17 protein-coding genes are annotated in these 15016 nt (G+C 61.1%); 6 read left to right on the top strand and 11 right to left on the bottom strand.

What is annotated here, in order from left to right; all coding sequences use genetic code 11:
- Nucleotides 1-190: 190 nt before the first annotated feature.
- The gene (gene rpsB, locus ACN9MO_RS06540) at nt 191-958 is read right to left on the bottom strand and encodes a 30S ribosomal protein S2 (RefSeq protein WP_057255755.1); all 768 of its coding nucleotides are present in this window, start codon (nt 956-958) and stop codon (nt 191-193) included.
- A 183-nt stretch (nt 959-1141) separates the two neighbouring features.
- The gene (locus tag ACN9MO_RS06535) at nt 1142-1969 is read right to left on the bottom strand and encodes a cell envelope integrity EipB family protein (RefSeq protein ID WP_057255753.1); all 828 of its coding nucleotides are present in this window, start codon (nt 1967-1969) and stop codon (nt 1142-1144) included.
- Nucleotides 1970-2114: 145 nt separating this feature from the next.
- On the opposite strand from ACN9MO_RS06535, the gene ACN9MO_RS06530 reads away from it, so the two are divergent.
- From ACN9MO_RS06530 to ACN9MO_RS06515, 4 genes are read left to right on the top strand one after another with little or no spacing between them, the layout of a single operon-like run.
- The gene (locus tag ACN9MO_RS06530; protein WP_057256068.1) at nt 2115-2582 is read left to right on the top strand and encodes a RidA family protein; all 468 of its coding nucleotides are present in this window, start codon (nt 2115-2117) and stop codon (nt 2580-2582) included.
- A 14-nt stretch (nt 2583-2596) separates the two neighbouring features.
- Complete coding sequence (locus ACN9MO_RS06525; RefSeq protein WP_057255752.1) at nt 2597-3322, top strand: glycerophosphodiester phosphodiesterase; 726 nt, start codon at nt 2597-2599, stop codon at nt 3320-3322.
- 4 nt (nt 3323-3326) lie between these two features.
- Nucleotides 3327-4514, top strand: coding sequence for a GNAT family N-acetyltransferase (locus ACN9MO_RS06520; protein WP_057255750.1), 1188 nt, complete (start codon nt 3327-3329; stop codon nt 4512-4514).
- A 47-nt stretch (nt 4515-4561) separates the two neighbouring features.
- Entirely contained in the window at nt 4562-4978 is a 417-nt protein-coding gene (locus ACN9MO_RS06515; protein ID WP_057255748.1) for an HIT family protein, read from the top strand.
- A 77-nt stretch (nt 4979-5055) separates the two neighbouring features.
- On the opposite strand, the gene ACN9MO_RS06510 is transcribed toward ACN9MO_RS06515, so the two are convergent.
- From ACN9MO_RS06510 to ACN9MO_RS06475, 8 genes are all read right to left on the bottom strand, one after another.
- Entirely contained in the window at nt 5056-5400 is a 345-nt protein-coding gene (locus ACN9MO_RS06510; protein ID WP_057255746.1) for an AzlD domain-containing protein, read from the bottom strand.
- Nucleotides 5397-6134: an AzlC family ABC transporter permease gene (locus ACN9MO_RS06505; protein ID WP_112995902.1), complete on the bottom strand. Its 738-nt coding sequence runs from the start codon at nt 6132-6134 to the stop codon at nt 5397-5399. The genes ACN9MO_RS06510 and ACN9MO_RS06505 overlap by 4 nt, the downstream gene beginning before the upstream one ends.
- 195 nt (nt 6135-6329) lie before the next feature.
- Complete coding sequence (gene clpA / locus ACN9MO_RS06500; RefSeq protein WP_110878336.1) at nt 6330-8846, bottom strand: ATP-dependent Clp protease ATP-binding subunit ClpA; 2517 nt, start codon at nt 8844-8846, stop codon at nt 6330-6332.
- A gap of 9 nt (nt 8847-8855) precedes the next feature.
- Nucleotides 8856-9209, bottom strand: coding sequence for an ATP-dependent Clp protease adapter ClpS (gene clpS / locus ACN9MO_RS06495; protein ID WP_043622145.1), 354 nt, complete (start codon nt 9207-9209; stop codon nt 8856-8858).
- 241 nt (nt 9210-9450) lie between these two features.
- Nucleotides 9451-9807, bottom strand: coding sequence for a phasin family protein (locus tag ACN9MO_RS06490; RefSeq protein WP_057255742.1), 357 nt, complete (start codon nt 9805-9807; stop codon nt 9451-9453).
- 280 nt (nt 9808-10087) lie between these two features.
- A complete protein-coding gene (locus ACN9MO_RS06485; RefSeq protein ID WP_034796738.1) occupies nt 10088-10291 on the bottom strand; it encodes a DUF3126 family protein in 204 nt (67 codons plus the stop codon).
- A gap of 100 nt (nt 10292-10391) precedes the next feature.
- Nucleotides 10392-11219: a serine O-acetyltransferase gene (gene cysE, locus ACN9MO_RS06480; RefSeq protein ID WP_057255740.1), complete on the bottom strand. Its 828-nt coding sequence runs from the start codon at nt 11217-11219 to the stop codon at nt 10392-10394.
- A gap of 147 nt (nt 11220-11366) precedes the next feature.
- Nucleotides 11367-12152: an alpha/beta fold hydrolase gene (locus ACN9MO_RS06475; protein WP_057255738.1), complete on the bottom strand. Its 786-nt coding sequence runs from the start codon at nt 12150-12152 to the stop codon at nt 11367-11369.
- A 170-nt stretch (nt 12153-12322) separates the two neighbouring features.
- Between ACN9MO_RS06475 and ACN9MO_RS06470 the strand changes: the two genes are divergently transcribed.
- A complete protein-coding gene (locus ACN9MO_RS06470) occupies nt 12323-12568 on the top strand; it encodes a zinc-finger domain-containing protein (protein WP_057255736.1) in 246 nt (81 codons plus the stop codon).
- Between the two features lie 9 nt (nt 12569-12577).
- Nucleotides 12578-13741: an FAD-dependent monooxygenase gene (locus tag ACN9MO_RS06465; RefSeq protein ID WP_112995903.1), complete on the top strand. Its 1164-nt coding sequence runs from the start codon at nt 12578-12580 to the stop codon at nt 13739-13741.
- A gap of 83 nt (nt 13742-13824) precedes the next feature.
- Here the strand turns inward: ACN9MO_RS06465 and ACN9MO_RS06460 are convergent, their stop codons facing one another.
- The gene (locus tag ACN9MO_RS06460; protein WP_058326639.1) at nt 13825-15015 is read right to left on the bottom strand and encodes a cystathionine beta-lyase; all 1191 of its coding nucleotides are present in this window, start codon (nt 15013-15015) and stop codon (nt 13825-13827) included.
- Nucleotide 15016 lies beyond the last annotated feature (1 nt).

Here is a 15016-nt window from a genome sequence, read left to right as displayed (position 1 = left end):
TGGCAGGGAATGGCTTTTCAATGTGACACCATGATGAACGCGTCATCGTGGCCGCTGCCCGGATCCAACGACCCGAACGGATCGCGCCATCCCCGGCTGAAAAGAACAAGGCCGTTCAGACTTTCATCACAAACGGCCTTGTCCCGACATTTCATTGGGGGCGGCAGGGTTGGCTGCCGCCTGGGGCCGATCAGGCGTCGGAGGCCTCGTCGAGCGCCGGCTCGACCGGAACTTCGGCAGAGGCGCCGAGGTCACGGCCAGATGCGCCCTGCTGGCGCGCAATGCCGTCGATGGCTGCGCGGGCGATCAGGTCGCAGTAGAGAGCGATGGCGCGCGAAGCGTCGTCGTTGCCCGGGATCGGATAGTCGATCTGGTCCGGATCGCAGTTCGAGTCGATCACGGCAACAACCGGGATGCCGAGGCGCTTGGCTTCGTCGATCGCGATCGATTCCTTGTTGGTGTCGATGATGAACATCAGGTCCGGGGTGCCGCCCATATCGCGGATACCGCCGAGTGCACGGTTCAGCTTTTCGCGTTCGCGCTCGAGGTTCAGGCGTTCCTTCTTGGTGAAGCCAGAAGCTTCCGAAGAAAGGATTTCGTCGAGCTTGCGCAGGCGCTGGATGGAGTTCGAAATCGTCTTCCAGTTCGTCATCATGCCGCCGAGCCAGCGAGCGTTGACGTAGTACTGGGCCGAACGCTTGGCTGCGTCAGCGATGATTTCCGAAGCCTGGCGCTTGGTGCCGACGAACAGAACGCGGCCGCCGTTGGCAACGGTGTCGCTGACGATCTGCAGGGCGCGCGACAGCATCGGTACGGTCTGAGCGAGGTCGATGATGTGGACGTTGTTACGATCGCCGAAAATGTACGGCTTCATCTTCGGGTTCCAGCGGTGCGTCTGGTGACCGAAGTGAACGCCAGCTTCCAGAAGCTGACGCATGCTAAAATCAGGCAATGCCATGCCTTTTTCTCCTTTTCCGGTTGAACCTCCGCGAAGCGTCGAGCATGGTCTTTCGAACAGCCCACCGGCGGAACGATCCGGATTTCTCCCGGAACATCCCTTGCTTCACGTGTGGAATGGCAGCCCCTTAACCGCAACTGCCCGAGAAATCAAGACGCGAGTGCCGATTTTCGTCGCGATCGGCTATTTGCAGTCCTCGGATTTGAAGACTTCGAGATCGGCAAGCTTACCGCTGAGGACAAAATCGCCGTAGTCCATCGTCAGGTCCCGGGTGATTCCGTTTTCGTAGAGCTTGAACGACATGCGGTAGATTGGCAGCGCATCGCCGCTCTTGTCGTCGTTGAAATAGGAGATCGTCACCGGCCAATAGGCTTCGCTGCCGAACTTGCCAGCCTTGCCGGCATCCGGCTCATCAGCGGTGGGCTTGCGCGATTTACCGACAAAGGTCGAGGTGATCAGCGTCTTGTCGCCCGAATCGGAGCCGTCGAAGATGCGCGCCTCGAACAAGCCTTCCCCCTTCTTCGCCCGCGAGATCACTTCCATCATATGGGCGGTCGGGAAACGGCTGGCCGCAAGTTCCACTTCGCGCTTGTCGGGCGCGGTCAGCTCCACCTTGACACCGCTCTTTTCCTCATGCGCCGTTCCGCGCACTTCCTTGTCCAGCTTCTCGTCGGTGAAAGAGCGCGTCAAGAAGCGGAAATTACCCGTCTTCAGATCCTCATAGGTGGTCGTCTGCTGATCCGTGAGGCGAACTTCCTCGCCGGTGTCGACCTGGGTGACGAAGCGGAAGCTGACCGTATAGCCCTCGCAGGACGAACCATTGAATTCATAGACCATGCGACCATACATTCCGGCAATGCCCGAACGATCCGACGCATCCTTGAGCTCAAGATCATAGACGGCGCGATGCGGCACGAGGACATTCGCACTCGCCGCCGTAGCACCTGACGCCGTCACGACGGCGAAACAAACGCTGCCCAGAGTGACGAGACCGAAGCCTTTATGAAACATCCGTTTCCTCCTATTGGACTCGCCGGCAATGCTATAAACAAGCGTTCGGCAGAAGCGAGGCGGTGTTTGCAGGAAAATGCCGGCGCCCGCCGCGATCCGGCCTGAATGCAGGATTTTAACACAAAAGACAACAATGGAGCTTTCCATGTCCGCAGAGATCGAAACGCGCCTCAAGGACCTCGGCGTCACCCTTCCCCAGGCTGCGACCCCGGTCGCGAACTATGTGCCGTACGTGATCAGCGGCTCGATGCTCTACATCTCCGGACAGCTTCCGATGGAAGACGGCAAGGTCGCCGTGACAGGCATTGTCGGCAAGGATGTCGACGTCGCCCGCGCGCAACGCGCCGCCGAACTCTGCTCGATCAACATCCTCGCACAGGCAAAATCCGCGCTCGGCGGCGACCTCGGACGCATCCGTCGTCTGGTGAAGATCAACGGCTTCGTCGCCTCGACGCCGGAATTTGTCGAGCAGCACCTCGTCATCAACGGCGCCTCCAATCTGCTCGCCACCGTGCTCGGTGAAGCGGGCAAACACGCCCGCGCCGCCGTCGGCATGGCTTCCCTGCCCTTCAATGCCGCCGTCGAGATCGACGCCGTCATCGAGATCGCCTGATTAGGGTGCCCACCATGGCTGATATTTCCTGGCTGAAGGCTCAACCGATCGCCCATCGCGGCTATCACGACATGAACAGAGACGTGTGGGAGAACACGCTCTCGGCTTTCTCCCGTGCCGTCGATGCCGGTTTCGCCATCGAGTGCGACCTGCAATACACCGCCGACAGCATCCCGGTCGTCTTCCATGATGACGACACCCAGCGTCTCTGCGGCATCAAGGGCGACGTGCGCGCGCGAACCGCCGGCGAGCTCGGCCTGATGGCGATCGGCGGAACGAAGGACAAGGTGCCGACGCTGACGCAGATGCTGCGCCTGGTCGCAGGCAAAGTACCGCTGGTCATCGAACTCAAGGGCCGCAAGGGCGACGACGAGGGCTTTGCCGCCGCTGTGCTGGAGACGCTCGAAGGCTACAAGGGACACGTCGCCCTGATGAGCTTCGATCACTGGCTGCTCAAGGACCTGAAGGCGCTCGATGCGCCCTACCCGCTCGGCCTCACTGCGGAAGGCGCCAATCCCGAGACGTTCTTCGTGCACGAGGAAGCCATGCAGCTCGGCCTCGACTTCATCTCCTACCATTACGGCCACCTGCCGAACTCGTTCATCACCAAGGAGCGGACGCTCGGCAAGACGATCATCACCTGGACCGTGCGCGACCGCCAGGCAGAGACCTACACCTTCGCTCACGCGGATCAGATGACCTTCGAGGGCTTCGACCCGCGGGAGGCCCTGGTTTCCTGATCTGATGTCAGACGCCGTCACCATCCGCATAGCCCAATCCTTCGCCGATGTGCCGGCAGCACGCTGGAATGTGCTTTCCGGTGCATCGAAGGTGCATCCCGGCGGCGTCTACAATCCCTTCCTCTCGCATGCCTATCTTTCGGCTCTTGAGGAATCCGGATCCGCAACTGCGAAAACAGGCTGGCTCGGCCAACACCTGCTTCTCGAAGGATCGGACGGCCATCTGCGCGGCGGTCTAGTCTGCTACTTGAAGAACCACAGCCAGGGCGAATATGTCTTCGACCATGGCTGGGCCGACGCTTTCGAGCGGGCCGGCGGGCGCTATTATCCGAAACTGCAAAGCTCCATTCCCTTCACGCCGGCCACCGGACCGAGACTGCTTACGGCGCCGGGTGAAAACCAGGGCGCAGTTCAGGATGCGCTTGCCGCAGGCATGAAGGAGCTCGCACGCAGACACGATGTCTCGTCGGCGCATGTCACCTTCGTGCCGGAAGCCGAAATGCCGGCGCTCGAGCGCGCCGGGTTCCTGCACCGCACCGACCAGCAGTTCCATTTCACCAACGAAGGCTACGGATCGCACGCCGATTTCCTGGAGACCTTGGCCTCGCGCAAGCGTAAGGCGCTCAAGAAGGAACGCAGGGCCGCGGTCGAAAACGGCATCTCGATCGACTGGCTGACCGGCAGCGACCTGACGGAAGCGATCTGGGACCAGTTCTTTGCCTTCTACATGGACACCGGCGGTCGCAAGTGGGGTCGTCCCTATCTGACGCGCGCCTTCTATTCGCTGATCGGCGAGCGCATGGCCGACGATATCCTGCTGGTGATGGCGCGCCGCAACGGCCGCTACATCGCCGGCGCGATCAACTTCATCGGCGGCGACGCGCTCTACGGCCGTCACTGGGGCTGCATCGAGGACCATCCGTTCCTGCATTTCGAGGTCTGCTATCACCAGGCGATCGATTTCGCGATCGCCAAGGGACTGAAGAGGGTCGAGGCCGGTGCCCAGGGTGAACACAAGCTCGCGCGCGGCTACATGCCCGTCACCACCCACTCCGCGCATTTCTTCATGCATTCAGGGCTCGCCCGCGCTGTCGCTGATTATCTCCAGCGCGAGCGTAGAGACGTGGAGGAAACGGGCGAAATTCTTGCAGAACACGGGCCTTTCCGCAAAGGTGAGCGGCAAGACGACTGAACGGCTTTCGGCCAAGGTCGGCCCGCGACAATTCACGAGGAAGAACAATGAGCTACGACGACAACAACATCTTCGCCAAGATCCTGCGCGGCGAAATTCCCTCGCACCGCGTCTACGAGGATGACGCGACGATCGCGTTCATGGATGTGATGCCGCAGGCCGAAGGCCACTTGCTCGTCGTACCGAAGGCACCCTCGCGCAACTTGCTCGATGCCGATGCAGCGACGCTGCCGGCGCTCATCGCTACCGTGCAGAAACTGGCGGTCGCGGCGAAAGAGGCCTTCGAGGCCGATGGCGTGACGGTCATGCAGTTCAACGAGACACCGGCCGGCCAATCGGTCTTCCACCTGCACTTCCATGTCATTCCGCGACGGGCCGGCGTGCCGCTGAAGCCGCATTCCGGTACGATCGAAGACGGCGCCGTGCTCGCGGCCAATGCCGAAAAGGTTCGGCAAGCGCTGTAGTCTCGCCTGCACTCGATAACCGACACTCCATGAACGGATTGAGCCGGCGCCCCGTCGGCTCTCGGCTCAGGCTTCGCCTAAAAACCCAGCCACCAGAGCCCCAATGCGAGCGCCGCGATGGCTGTCGCTATTCCGATCGCCGGCTTTCGTCCGAACAGAAAGAAAGCGACCGCCCCAAGTCCGACGGCCCCCACGCGCAGCCAGAGCGGGGATTGTTCGAGCACGCCTGTCGGATAAAGGATGAGCTTCGCGATGACCGCGGCGACCAGAGCGGTCGCGACCGCCCTCACCCAGTTCAGTGCCTCGGAATCGTCCCGCAGCTTGTTGCCGGCAACGACGCCGAGCCAGCGCCAGATGTCGGTCGCGAGCCAGCCGGCAATCGCGATGAAGGCATAGGCCCACCAACCATCCTGCCACGTCATACGCCCACCTCCTTGCGCTGGCGCCAGAGGCGCTCGACCAGCCAGGCGAGCGTGCCGCCGACTAGACCGGCGAGCAGGATGTCGAATTCCGGAAACAGCCAATAGAACAGCGGCCCGCCGACAAGTCCGAAGAGCAGCGCCACGTAGACGACGGGGTGGCGTGCCGAATGCCAGATCGACGCGAGGAAATAGACAGGTGTCAGGAAGAACAGGCAGCCCGCAACGATCGGCGGGAAGTCCGCGACGAAATGGTAGACGACGGCAACCAGCAGCATGTTCGCCGCAACGAGCGTGATGCCGAAGCCGGCAAAGAAGGCGACCCGCCGTTCACGCGGCACCTGCGGCACCTTCTCCATTGCGAACACCCAGGCGGTGATCGCGACGAAGTGCGAAAGGAAGAGCAGCAGCCAGGTCGGCGTTCGCGATGTGCGCAGTTCCGGGACGAGCGCCGCAACCATCGGCATCAGCCGGACGGAAGACAGCGAAACCGCGAGGAAAGCGGCCGCCAAGTTCGCGCCGCTCATCATCGAACTGACAAGAATGACCTTGGCCGGGAGCGCCCAGACCATGCCGACCATGAAGACGACCTGCTGCACTGGGATTCCAGCTTGCGCCGTCAGCGAACAGAAGCCGACGAAGGACAGCATCAGGATGAAGGCCGGCAGGCTGAAGATGCCGCGCATACCTCTCCCGAACCAGGCGAGCGATGATTGCTCGTCTTCTTCCCTATCCATTGGCAATTCCGGATTGTCTTTGATTTTCGATCACAATGATCTTGGGTCGAATCGACCCAAGATCATTGTGATCGAATATAAGTTATTGGAGCGGGATGCGGGCGAAAAACCGCGCACACTTTTCCTCATCCCGCTCTCAAGAAAACGGTGCCGGATGGTTTGCATCCGGCACCGTCGAACATTTCTTGCGAGGGCCTATTTCTTGCGTGGCACCTTCGGCACCGTGCGGCCCTTTCTCGGAGCCGCGTCGCCGGCCCCGGCTTCGCCATCGGACGATGCCTTGGCGGCTGCCTTCTTCGGCTTGGACTTCGGTGCGGGCTCGGCACCCACTTCTTCCTTGTCCTCGGCCTTCTTCTGCTTTGCCGCCTTCATCGCCGGGCGGGAAACCTCGGCCTTCGGCTTGATCGGCGTCGTTTCCGGAACCGCATCGAGCAGCAAGCCCTTGGTGCCATCGGCCTTGGTACCGATCGTCACCTTGACGACGCCGCCCTTCTTCAGCTTGCCGAAGAGGATCTCATCGGCGAGCGGCTTCTTGATGTTTTCCTGGATGACGCGGGCGAGCGGCCGGGCACCCATCTTCTCGTCATAGCCCTTCTCGGCGAGCCAGGCGATTGCCTCCGGCGCGAGGTCGAAGGTGACGTTGCGCTCGGCGAGCTGCGTTTCCAGCTGCATGACGAACTTCTGTACGACCTGGTGGATGACCGGGGTCGGCAGCGAAGCGAAGGGAATGACCGCGTCCAGACGGTTGCGGAATTCCGGCGTGAACAGGCGGTTCAGCGCCTCTTCGTCTTCACCCGTACGCTTGGAAGAACCGAAGCCGATGGCGGCCCGGGCCATTTCCGATGCGCCGGCATTGGTGGTCATGATCAGGATGACGTTGCGGAAGTCGATCTTCTTGCCGTTGTGATCCGTCAGCGAGCCATGATCCATGACCTGCAACAGGATGTTGAACAGGTCCGGATGCGCCTTCTCGATCTCGTCGAGCAGCAGCACGCAATGCGGATGCTGGTCGACGCCATCGGTCAACAGGCCGCCCTGGTCGAAGCCGACATAGCCGGGAGGTGCACCGAGCAGACGCGAAACCGTGTGCCGCTCCATGTATTCCGACATGTCGAAGCGCAGAAGCTCGACGCCGAGCGACGTCGCAAGCTGCTTGGCGACTTCCGTCTTGCCGACGCCGGTCGGGCCGGAGAAGACATAGCAGCCGATCGGCTTGTTCGGTTCCCGCAGGCCGGCACGCGCCAGCTTGATCGAAGACGCGAGCGCTTCGATCGCCAGGTCCTGGCCATAGACGACCGAGCGCAGTTCCTTTTCGAGGTTGGCGAGAACGGCCTCATCATCCTTCGAAACGGTCTTGGGCGGGATGCGCGCCATCGTCGCGATCGTCGCCTCGATCTCCTTTTCGGTGATCAGCTTGCGGCGCTTGCTTGCCGGCAGCAGCATCTGCGCAGCACCGGATTCGTCGATCACGTCGATCGCCTTGTCAGGCAGCTTGCGGTCGTTGATGTAACGGGCGGAAAGTTCAACCGCGGCCTTGATCGCCTCGTTCGAGTATTTCAGGTGGTGATATTCCTCGAAGTAAGGCTTCAGACCCTTCATGATCTCGATCGCGTCGGCGATCGTCGGCTCGTTCACGTCGATCTTCTGGAAGCGGCGAACCAGCGCCCGGTCCTTCTCGAAGAACTGGCGGTATTCCTTGTAGGTGGTCGAACCGATGCAGCGGATCGCGCCGGAGGAGAGCGCCGGCTTCAGGAGATTGGACGCATCCATGGCGCCACCGGAGGTGGCCCCAGCGCCGATGACGGTGTGGATCTCGTCAATGAAGAGCACGGCACCCGGATAGTCCTCAAGCTCCTTGACGACCTGCTTCAGGCGCTCTTCGAAATCGCCGCGATAGCGCGTGCCGGCGAGCAAGGTGCCCATATCCAGCGAGAAGATCGTCGCATCCTGTAGCGCTTCCGGTACCTTCTTTTCAATGATGCGCTTGGCAAGGCCTTCGGCGATCGCCGTCTTGCCGACGCCGGGGTCGCCGACATAGAGCGGATTGTTCTTCGAGCGGCGGCACAGCACCTGGATGGTGCGGTTCACCTCGGCGTGACGCCCGATCAACGGGTCGATCTTGCCGGACTTCGCCTTTTCATTGAGGTTGACGCAATAGGCCGTAAGCGCGTCCTGCTGCTTCTTGGCGCCAGTTTCCTCGGTGTCGCGCGAAGGCTTCTGCTCGGATTCGTGATCGTCGGCGCCGCGCACCGGCCGGGATTCGGAGGTGCCGGGCCGCTTGCCGATGCCGTGTGAAATGAAGTTGACGGCGTCGTAACGCGTCATCTCCTGCTCCTGCAGGAAATAGGCGGCATGGCTTTCGCGCTCGGCGAAGATGGCAACCAGCACGTTGGCGCCGGTGACTTCTTCACGGCCGGACGATTGGACATGGATGACCGCGCGCTGGATGACACGCTGGAAACCCGCCGTCGGCTTGGAATCTTCGTCGTAGCCGGTCACGAGATTGGAAAGCTCGTTGTCGACATAATCCGTCACGGTCTTGCGCAGCGTCTCGAGATTGACGTTGCAGGCGCCCATCACGGCCGCCGCGTCGGCATCATCGATCAATGCCAGAAGCAGATGCTCGAGCGTGGCGTATTCATGGTGGCGCTCGTTGGCAAAAGTCAGTGCCTGGTGTAGCGCCTTTTCGAGACTGGGCGAAAATGTTGGCACGTTAGTTCCTCATTTCTTTTCCATGACGCATTGCAACGGATGCTGATGCTGCCGGGCAAAATCCATCACCTGCGTCACCTTGGTTTCGGCGACCTCATAGGTGAAGACGCCGCACTCTCCCACGCCATGATTGTGGACATGAAGCATGATGCGGGTCGCCTCTTCCGGGTTCTTCTGAAAGAAGCGCTCCAGGATATGGATGACAAATTCCATCGGCGTGTAATCGTCATTCAAAAGCAGAACACGATACAAACTCGGCTTTTTGGTCTTCGGCTTGGTACGCGTGATGACGGACGTGCTGCGGTTGTTGCCGTTTCCCTCGTCATCGCTACCTTGCTGCATCCGGACCGGCATGGCGATCATTCTTGTCAGTTCCTTGTACAGCAGCGACCCCACTGAACTTGGCCGCAGCGTGCTTGCCCTTTATCTAATGGTTCGTTTTCAGATTTTAAGACCGAACCAACGCACTGCAATCATAATCGCACGACCGCGCGTAAGATTGATCAACTTTCTTCGGGCTGCGCACAGCTAATGCGAGAAACAAAAAGGCCGGTCGCAAGCGCTGCGACCGGCCTTTTTTGGAAAGTGGTTCTTTGCCTGACGATCAGGCGGCGGCAGCGGCGGCCTTGACTGCTGCCGTTGCCTTGGCAACCGGCGCTTCGTAGGGCTTGTAAGCGTCCTTGGCGAGATCAGCGTACATTTCGCCGATCTTCGTTGCCTCGGCGACGAAGCCTTCGTAGCTCGCCTTGATGAAATTGGTCTGCAGTTCGAAAACAGCTTCGACACTCTTGGTGCTCGACAGCTTCTCGACGTGCGCAACGCCATCTTCAAAGGACTTCTTGGAGTAGTCCGCAGCTTCAGTCGCGATAGCCTGGAGACCCTTGGTCCAAGCGGAATAGCTCTTTACAGCCACGTCAATGGCTTCTTTGCTCTTCTTGTTTGCATCGTCGAAGTTGAACATCGGGTGTCTCCTTAGTGACGGCCTGATCTGGAGGCTTCAGTTTATGTGCACTGCACAAAAAGTCAAGACGAGTGTGCGACGCAATAAAATACAACGGATGCAACAACTTGATGAAGAAATGCGCTCCCGCGAAAAAAAATTCTTACGATCGCGGTGAAGAACCAAGATGAGCGACGCGAGCAATTGCTCAGCGCGATGCATAAATCCCCATTAAAACAATAAACCCCGAAAATCTCAGGGGATTTTCGGGGTTTATTGTTTTCGGACGTCCTCGTCAGACTTAGAGGTCGATGTCGAGGATTGCCATGGAGAAATTGTAGGAAAGCTCGCCATCTTCCTCATCGCGGAAAACGACACCGAGGAACTCGTCACCGAGATAGACTTCAGCGGACTCGTCCTTCTTCGGGCGCGCCTTGACGACCATCTGCTGATTGAAGGTGCGCTTGAAATAGGCTTCAAGCTTGCGGATTTCTTCGGGCTTCAAAACACGTCTCCGTAGCCGTTTATCTGTGCGGCGCTTCTCGCACGCTGCATCGCCGGGTGTAAACCCCTCGAAAGAGGCTTACGCACCGGTTCCCGTATGTTCAGATATCGAAGCTGCTCAGGATCTGGTCCATCTGACGCGATGGCTCGGAGCAACCGGCCTCGCCCACCACCTTCGCCGGCACGCCTGCGACCGTCGTTTTCGGCGGCACCGGCTTCAACACGACCGAGCCGGCGGCGATGCGCGAGCAATGGCCGATATGGATATTGCCAAGGATCTTGGCGCCGGCGCCGATCAGGACGCCATCAGCGATCTTCGGATGACGGTCGCTGCCCTCCTTGCCCGTGCCACCGAGCGTCACGCCGTGCAGGATAGAGACGTTGTCTCCGATCACCGCCGTCTCGCCGACGACAAGGCCGGTGGCGTGATCAAGGAAGATGCCGCGCCCGATGCGGGCGGCCGGATTGATGTCCGTCTGGAAGACGCTCGACGCTCGGCTCTGCAGATAGAACGCGAAATCCTTGCGGCCGCGCTTCAGCAGCCAATGGGCCAGGCGGTGCGTCTGGATGGCATGGAAGCCCTTGAAGTAGAGTACCGGCTCGATGAAACGGGTGCAGGCGGGATCGCGGTCATAAACGGCCTGGATGTCGACACGCAGAATGGTGCCCCATTCCGGCCAATCCTCCAGCATCTCCGAGAAGGTCTGTCGCAAGAGGTTTGCCTGAAGATCGGGATGATCGAGCCTTTCGCAGATGCGATAGATCACGCTTTCTTCGAGCGAGTGCTGATTGACCACCGTCGAATAGAGGAAGGCCGCAAGCATCGGGTCCTGCTCGGCTGCCACGCGGGCTTCCTCACGCAGGCTGTTCCAGATCGGGTCCATCACCTTCAAAGCTTCCGTCTGGCGAAGTTCGGTCTTGGCGACCATCGTCGCTCTCCTTCCTGTCCGTCCTACAGTCACTATAGGGGAAATCCGGTATGACTTAAATGGCTCGGCCTCAGTTCCACCCTCGGTCGAGCAGCTCAGAAGCGGGCAAGCTTGCGGTGCTTCCCGCGTTCCGTCTTGTTCGGCAGTCTAGGCGCGCGCCACTTCCTCGAGGAATTCGAGCACGGCCTTCTTGAAAACCCGGTCACCCACGGCGAGCATATGATCCCTGCCCGGAATATCAAGCGCACGCGCGTTGGGCATCAACTCCGCCAGCTCCTGCGGTGAGCCGGCAATGTCGTCCTTGGTCCCGACACCGATCAGGGTCGGCACGTCGATGCGCCCCATGTCCTCAGCCGTCAGCAGATCGCGAGACGTCGAGATGCAGGCCGCAAGCGCCTGCCTGTCGCTTTTGGTCTGGTCGGCAAAGGCGCGGAACATGCGGCCGCGTGCATGGGTCACGACATCCAGAGACGGCGCCGACAAGGCATCGGCAATCGGGTCCCAATCCCCTACCCCCGTCACCATGCCGATGCCGAGCCCGCCAAAGACCAGCGAACGGACGCGGTGGGGATGGGCGAGTGCCATGAAGGCCGAGATGCGTGCGCCCATCGAGTAGCCCATCACATGTGCTTCGGCGATGCCGAGATGACCCAAAAGCGCTACGGCGTCGCCCGCCATCTGCTGCGGATGATAAAGCGCTGGATCGTAGGGTTTACTGCTCTTGCCATGCCCGCGGTTGTCGAGCGCGATCACACGGTAGCCGGCATCGCCCAGCGTCTTCAGCCACCCCGGGAAAACCCAGTTGACGTTGGCGCTCGAGGCAAACCCATGAATGAGGAGAATGGGCGCGCCGGCTGGATCACCTTCGTCAAAGAAGGCGATCTCCAGGCCTTCATGGGTAAAGCGGGAAAACGGCGGCGGATTGAGATCCATCTTTATCATCCTGGGAGGTATCGATCCGGCGCAACCTAGTTCGTCGCTCTGGCGAGTGAAACCCCGCCCCGGCAAAAACCACAGCTGCGGCGTGTTTGCCGCTACACTTTTGCAGCAAAGCTCACTATGGTGCCGCCAACTTTAGAGACTTGCATTCATCGGAGCATGACATGGCCGGCCACAGCATCCCGCACTTCCAGAACGACGGCGGACATCAGGCAATCGAAATCGGCGTCAAGGAATTCATGTGCACCGGCGCGTCCATTCCGTACGATCACCCGCACATCTTCATCGATATGGGCGACGACAACGAGAAGGTCTGCTCCTACTGCTCCACGCTCTATCGCTACAATCCGAAGCTGAAGGCGACGGAAACCAACCCGCCCGGCTGCCTCTTCGCCCACAAAGCCGCCTGATAAGCCACGATGTCGCGCCCTGTCGCGATCATCGGCGCCGGTATCGGCGGACTCACGGCCGCCTTGTGCCTCGCCCGCCGAGGCTTCGAAGTCGACATCATCGAACGGGCAACGGCGCTGACCGAGGTCGGCGCCGGCCTGCAATTGTCGCCGAACGCCTCACGCATCCTCATAGAGCTCGGCCTGCTTGCGGAACTCGAAGCCTACTGGACCGAGCCCGAGCGCATCGGCCTGGTTGACGGCGTATCCTTAAACCCTCTTGCCAGCGTATCGGCCGGCGCTTTCGCGCGTCGCCGCTGGCACGCGCCGTATGCCGTCATGCACCGCGCGAGCCTGCAGAAAGTCCTGCTTGCCGCCGTGGAGGCAGAACCGCGCTGCCGCCTGCAACTCGGCTGCCATATCGACAACCCTGATGAGCAGACCATCATAACACTGACGGGGCGCCGCCCGGACATCATCGTCGGCGCCGACGGCATCTGGTCGCGGTTGCGCAACGGCGTCCCCGGGGCCGGTCGTGTACGGTTTTCAGGCAACGTCGCCTGGCGCATGACGCTCGCCCGCGACACGGCCGCCGGCCTTCTCAAGCCGAACCAGGTCACGGCGTTCCTCGGCCCTCGCGCCCATCTCGTCGCCTACCCGTTGCGGGAAGTCGACGGTTTCAATCTCGTCGCGATCATCGAGGGAAAGGAGACCGACGCCGTCTGGGTCGGCAAGGATTCGGACAAGCGCCGCCAGGACTGCCTGAATGCTTTCTCCGGCTGGAACGCGGGCATCCGCTCGCTGCTCGAGAAGGCTGCCGCCCCCACCTACTGGCCATTGTGCACAGTCGACGACGGGGCCTGGCAAGACGGGCGAAAGACCGTACTGATCGGCGATGCGGCCCATGCGATGACGCCCTTCGCCGCGCAGGGCGCGGCCATGGCGATTGAGGACGCCTTCGAGCTTTCCGACTGCCTGGCCACCGGCATCGATATCCCGAAGGCGCTGGCTGCATTCGAAGCGAGGCGTCGACCACGCATCGCGCGGGTCCGGCGCCGCGCGGCGTTCAATCATTTTGCCTACCACGCCCGTGGGCCGCTGCGCCTCGGCCGCGACATCGTCCTGAAACTCAAGGGACCGGATGCGCTCGCTGCCGACCTTGATTGGCTCTACGGCTACGGCGCCCAGCGCTGACTGCGGACAGGCGAGTGGGCAACACGCAGATTCCATAGTCGGTGGTGACGAGGCGCCGCGAATGAATGCGGCGCCTCAAGCCGTCAAACGGCGTTGGCCGCGGCCAATCCCGCTTCGATGTCGCGGCGGATATCCGGCACATCCTCAAGCCCGATCTGCAGGCGGATGACCGGACCTTCTGTCGGCGCCAGCGCCACCTTGCGGTCCGACAGGCTGACATGGAGTGCCAAGCTCTCGAAGCCGCCCCAGGAATAGCCGAGCCCGAACAGTTTCAGCGCGTCGAGGAAGGCGTGCGCCTTGGCCTTGAACCGATCGGCGCTTTCCGCTTTTAGGACGAAGGAGAAGATGCCGCTTGCGCCGGCGAAATCGCGTTTCCAGAGTTCGTGTCCCGGGAAGCTCGGCAGTGCCGGATGCAGGACACGGGCGACCTCATCCCGCCCTTCCAGCCACTGGGCCAGGGCAAGTGCGCTCTCCTGGTGCCGCTCGAGGCGAATGCCCATCGTCCTCAGGCCACGCAGGATCTGGTAGCTGTCGTCGGGCGAAACGCAGACACCGAGGGTCACCATCGCCTCGGTCAAGGCCGGCCAGTGGGCGGCGTTCGCCGACACCGTACCCAGGAGAACATCCGAATGACCGGACGGATACTTGGTGGACGCATGGATCGACACATCGACGCCGTGATCGAGCGGCCTGAAGTAAACCGGCGTCGCCCAGGTGTTGTCCATGGTGACGACGCAGCCGTGGCGACGGGCAACGTCGGCGATGGCGCGAATGTCCTGCATTTCGAACGTATTCGAACCCGGCGCTTCGGTATGCACCAGGCGCGTGTTCGGTCGGATCAGGTTTTCGATTCCGGCACCGATCATCGGATCGTAGTATTCGACGGTGACGCCAAGACGCTTCAGCATGGTGTCGCAGAAGTGGCGCGTCGGGAAATAAACCGAATCGACGATCAGCGCGTGATCGCCCGCCGAGAGATAGGTAAGGAACGGCACCGTTACGGCAGCCAGGCCCGAGGGTACAAGAATCGTCCCGGCGGAACCTTCAAGTTCGTTGATCGCGTCGCAAAGCGCATCCGTGGTCGGCGTTCCGCGCGTCCCGTAGGTGTACTTCTGCGCGCGCGTTTCCATCGCCTTCGCATTCGGAAACAACACGGTGGACGCATGTACCACGGGCGGGTTGACGAAGCCGAAATAGTCGGAGGGATTGTTGCCGCTATGAGCGAGACGGGTGTTGATGCCCGCCTTGCCATTCACATTGCCGCTGTCTGCCATT

The sequence above is a fragment of the Ensifer sp. R-19 genome (assembly GCF_049905105.1).
In the GTDB taxonomy this organism is placed as follows: Bacteria; Pseudomonadota; Alphaproteobacteria; order Rhizobiales; family Rhizobiaceae; genus Ensifer.
Note: the sequence above shows the minus strand (reverse complement) of the source record. Positions and strands in the feature narration are given on the sequence as shown.

What these genes read in the sequence shown, in the direction of transcription:
- ACN9MO_RS06470 (WP_057255736.1), top strand. Translation starts at nt 12,323, where the DNA reads ATGGCCGGCCACAGCATCCCGCACTTCCAGAACGACGGCGGACATCAG.
- ACN9MO_RS06475 (WP_057255738.1), bottom strand. Translation starts at nt 12,152, where the DNA reads ATGGATCTCAATCCGCCGCCGTTTTCCCGCTTTACCCATGAAGGCCTG.
- ACN9MO_RS06510 (WP_057255746.1), bottom strand. Translation starts at nt 5,400, where the DNA reads ATGACGTGGCAGGATGGTTGGTGGGCCTATGCCTTCATCGCGATTGCC.
- clpS (WP_043622145.1), bottom strand. Translation starts at nt 9,209, where the DNA reads ATGATCGCCATGCCGGTCCGGATGCAGCAAGGTAGCGATGACGAGGGA.
- ACN9MO_RS06535 (WP_057255753.1), bottom strand. Translation starts at nt 1,969, where the DNA reads ATGTTTCATAAAGGCTTCGGTCTCGTCACTCTGGGCAGCGTTTGTTTC.
- ACN9MO_RS06515 (WP_057255748.1), top strand. Translation starts at nt 4,562, where the DNA reads ATGAGCTACGACGACAACAACATCTTCGCCAAGATCCTGCGCGGCGAA.
- ACN9MO_RS06525 (WP_057255752.1), top strand. Translation starts at nt 2,597, where the DNA reads ATGGCTGATATTTCCTGGCTGAAGGCTCAACCGATCGCCCATCGCGGC.
- ACN9MO_RS06505 (WP_112995902.1), bottom strand. Translation starts at nt 6,134, where the DNA reads ATGGATAGGGAAGAAGACGAGCAATCATCGCTCGCCTGGTTCGGGAGA.
- cysE (WP_057255740.1), bottom strand. Translation starts at nt 11,219, where the DNA reads ATGGTCGCCAAGACCGAACTTCGCCAGACGGAAGCTTTGAAGGTGATG.
- ACN9MO_RS06530 (WP_057256068.1), top strand. Translation starts at nt 2,115, where the DNA reads ATGTCCGCAGAGATCGAAACGCGCCTCAAGGACCTCGGCGTCACCCTT.
- ACN9MO_RS06465 (WP_112995903.1), top strand. Translation starts at nt 12,578, where the DNA reads ATGTCGCGCCCTGTCGCGATCATCGGCGCCGGTATCGGCGGACTCACG.
- ACN9MO_RS06520 (WP_057255750.1), top strand. Translation starts at nt 3,327, where the DNA reads ATGTCAGACGCCGTCACCATCCGCATAGCCCAATCCTTCGCCGATGTG.
- ACN9MO_RS06490 (WP_057255742.1), bottom strand. Translation starts at nt 9,807, where the DNA reads ATGTTCAACTTCGACGATGCAAACAAGAAGAGCAAAGAAGCCATTGAC.
- ACN9MO_RS06460 (WP_058326639.1), bottom strand. Translation starts at nt 15,015, where the DNA reads ATGGCAGACAGCGGCAATGTGAATGGCAAGGCGGGCATCAACACCCGT.
- rpsB (WP_057255755.1), bottom strand. Translation starts at nt 958, where the DNA reads ATGGCATTGCCTGATTTTAGCATGCGTCAGCTTCTGGAAGCTGGCGTT.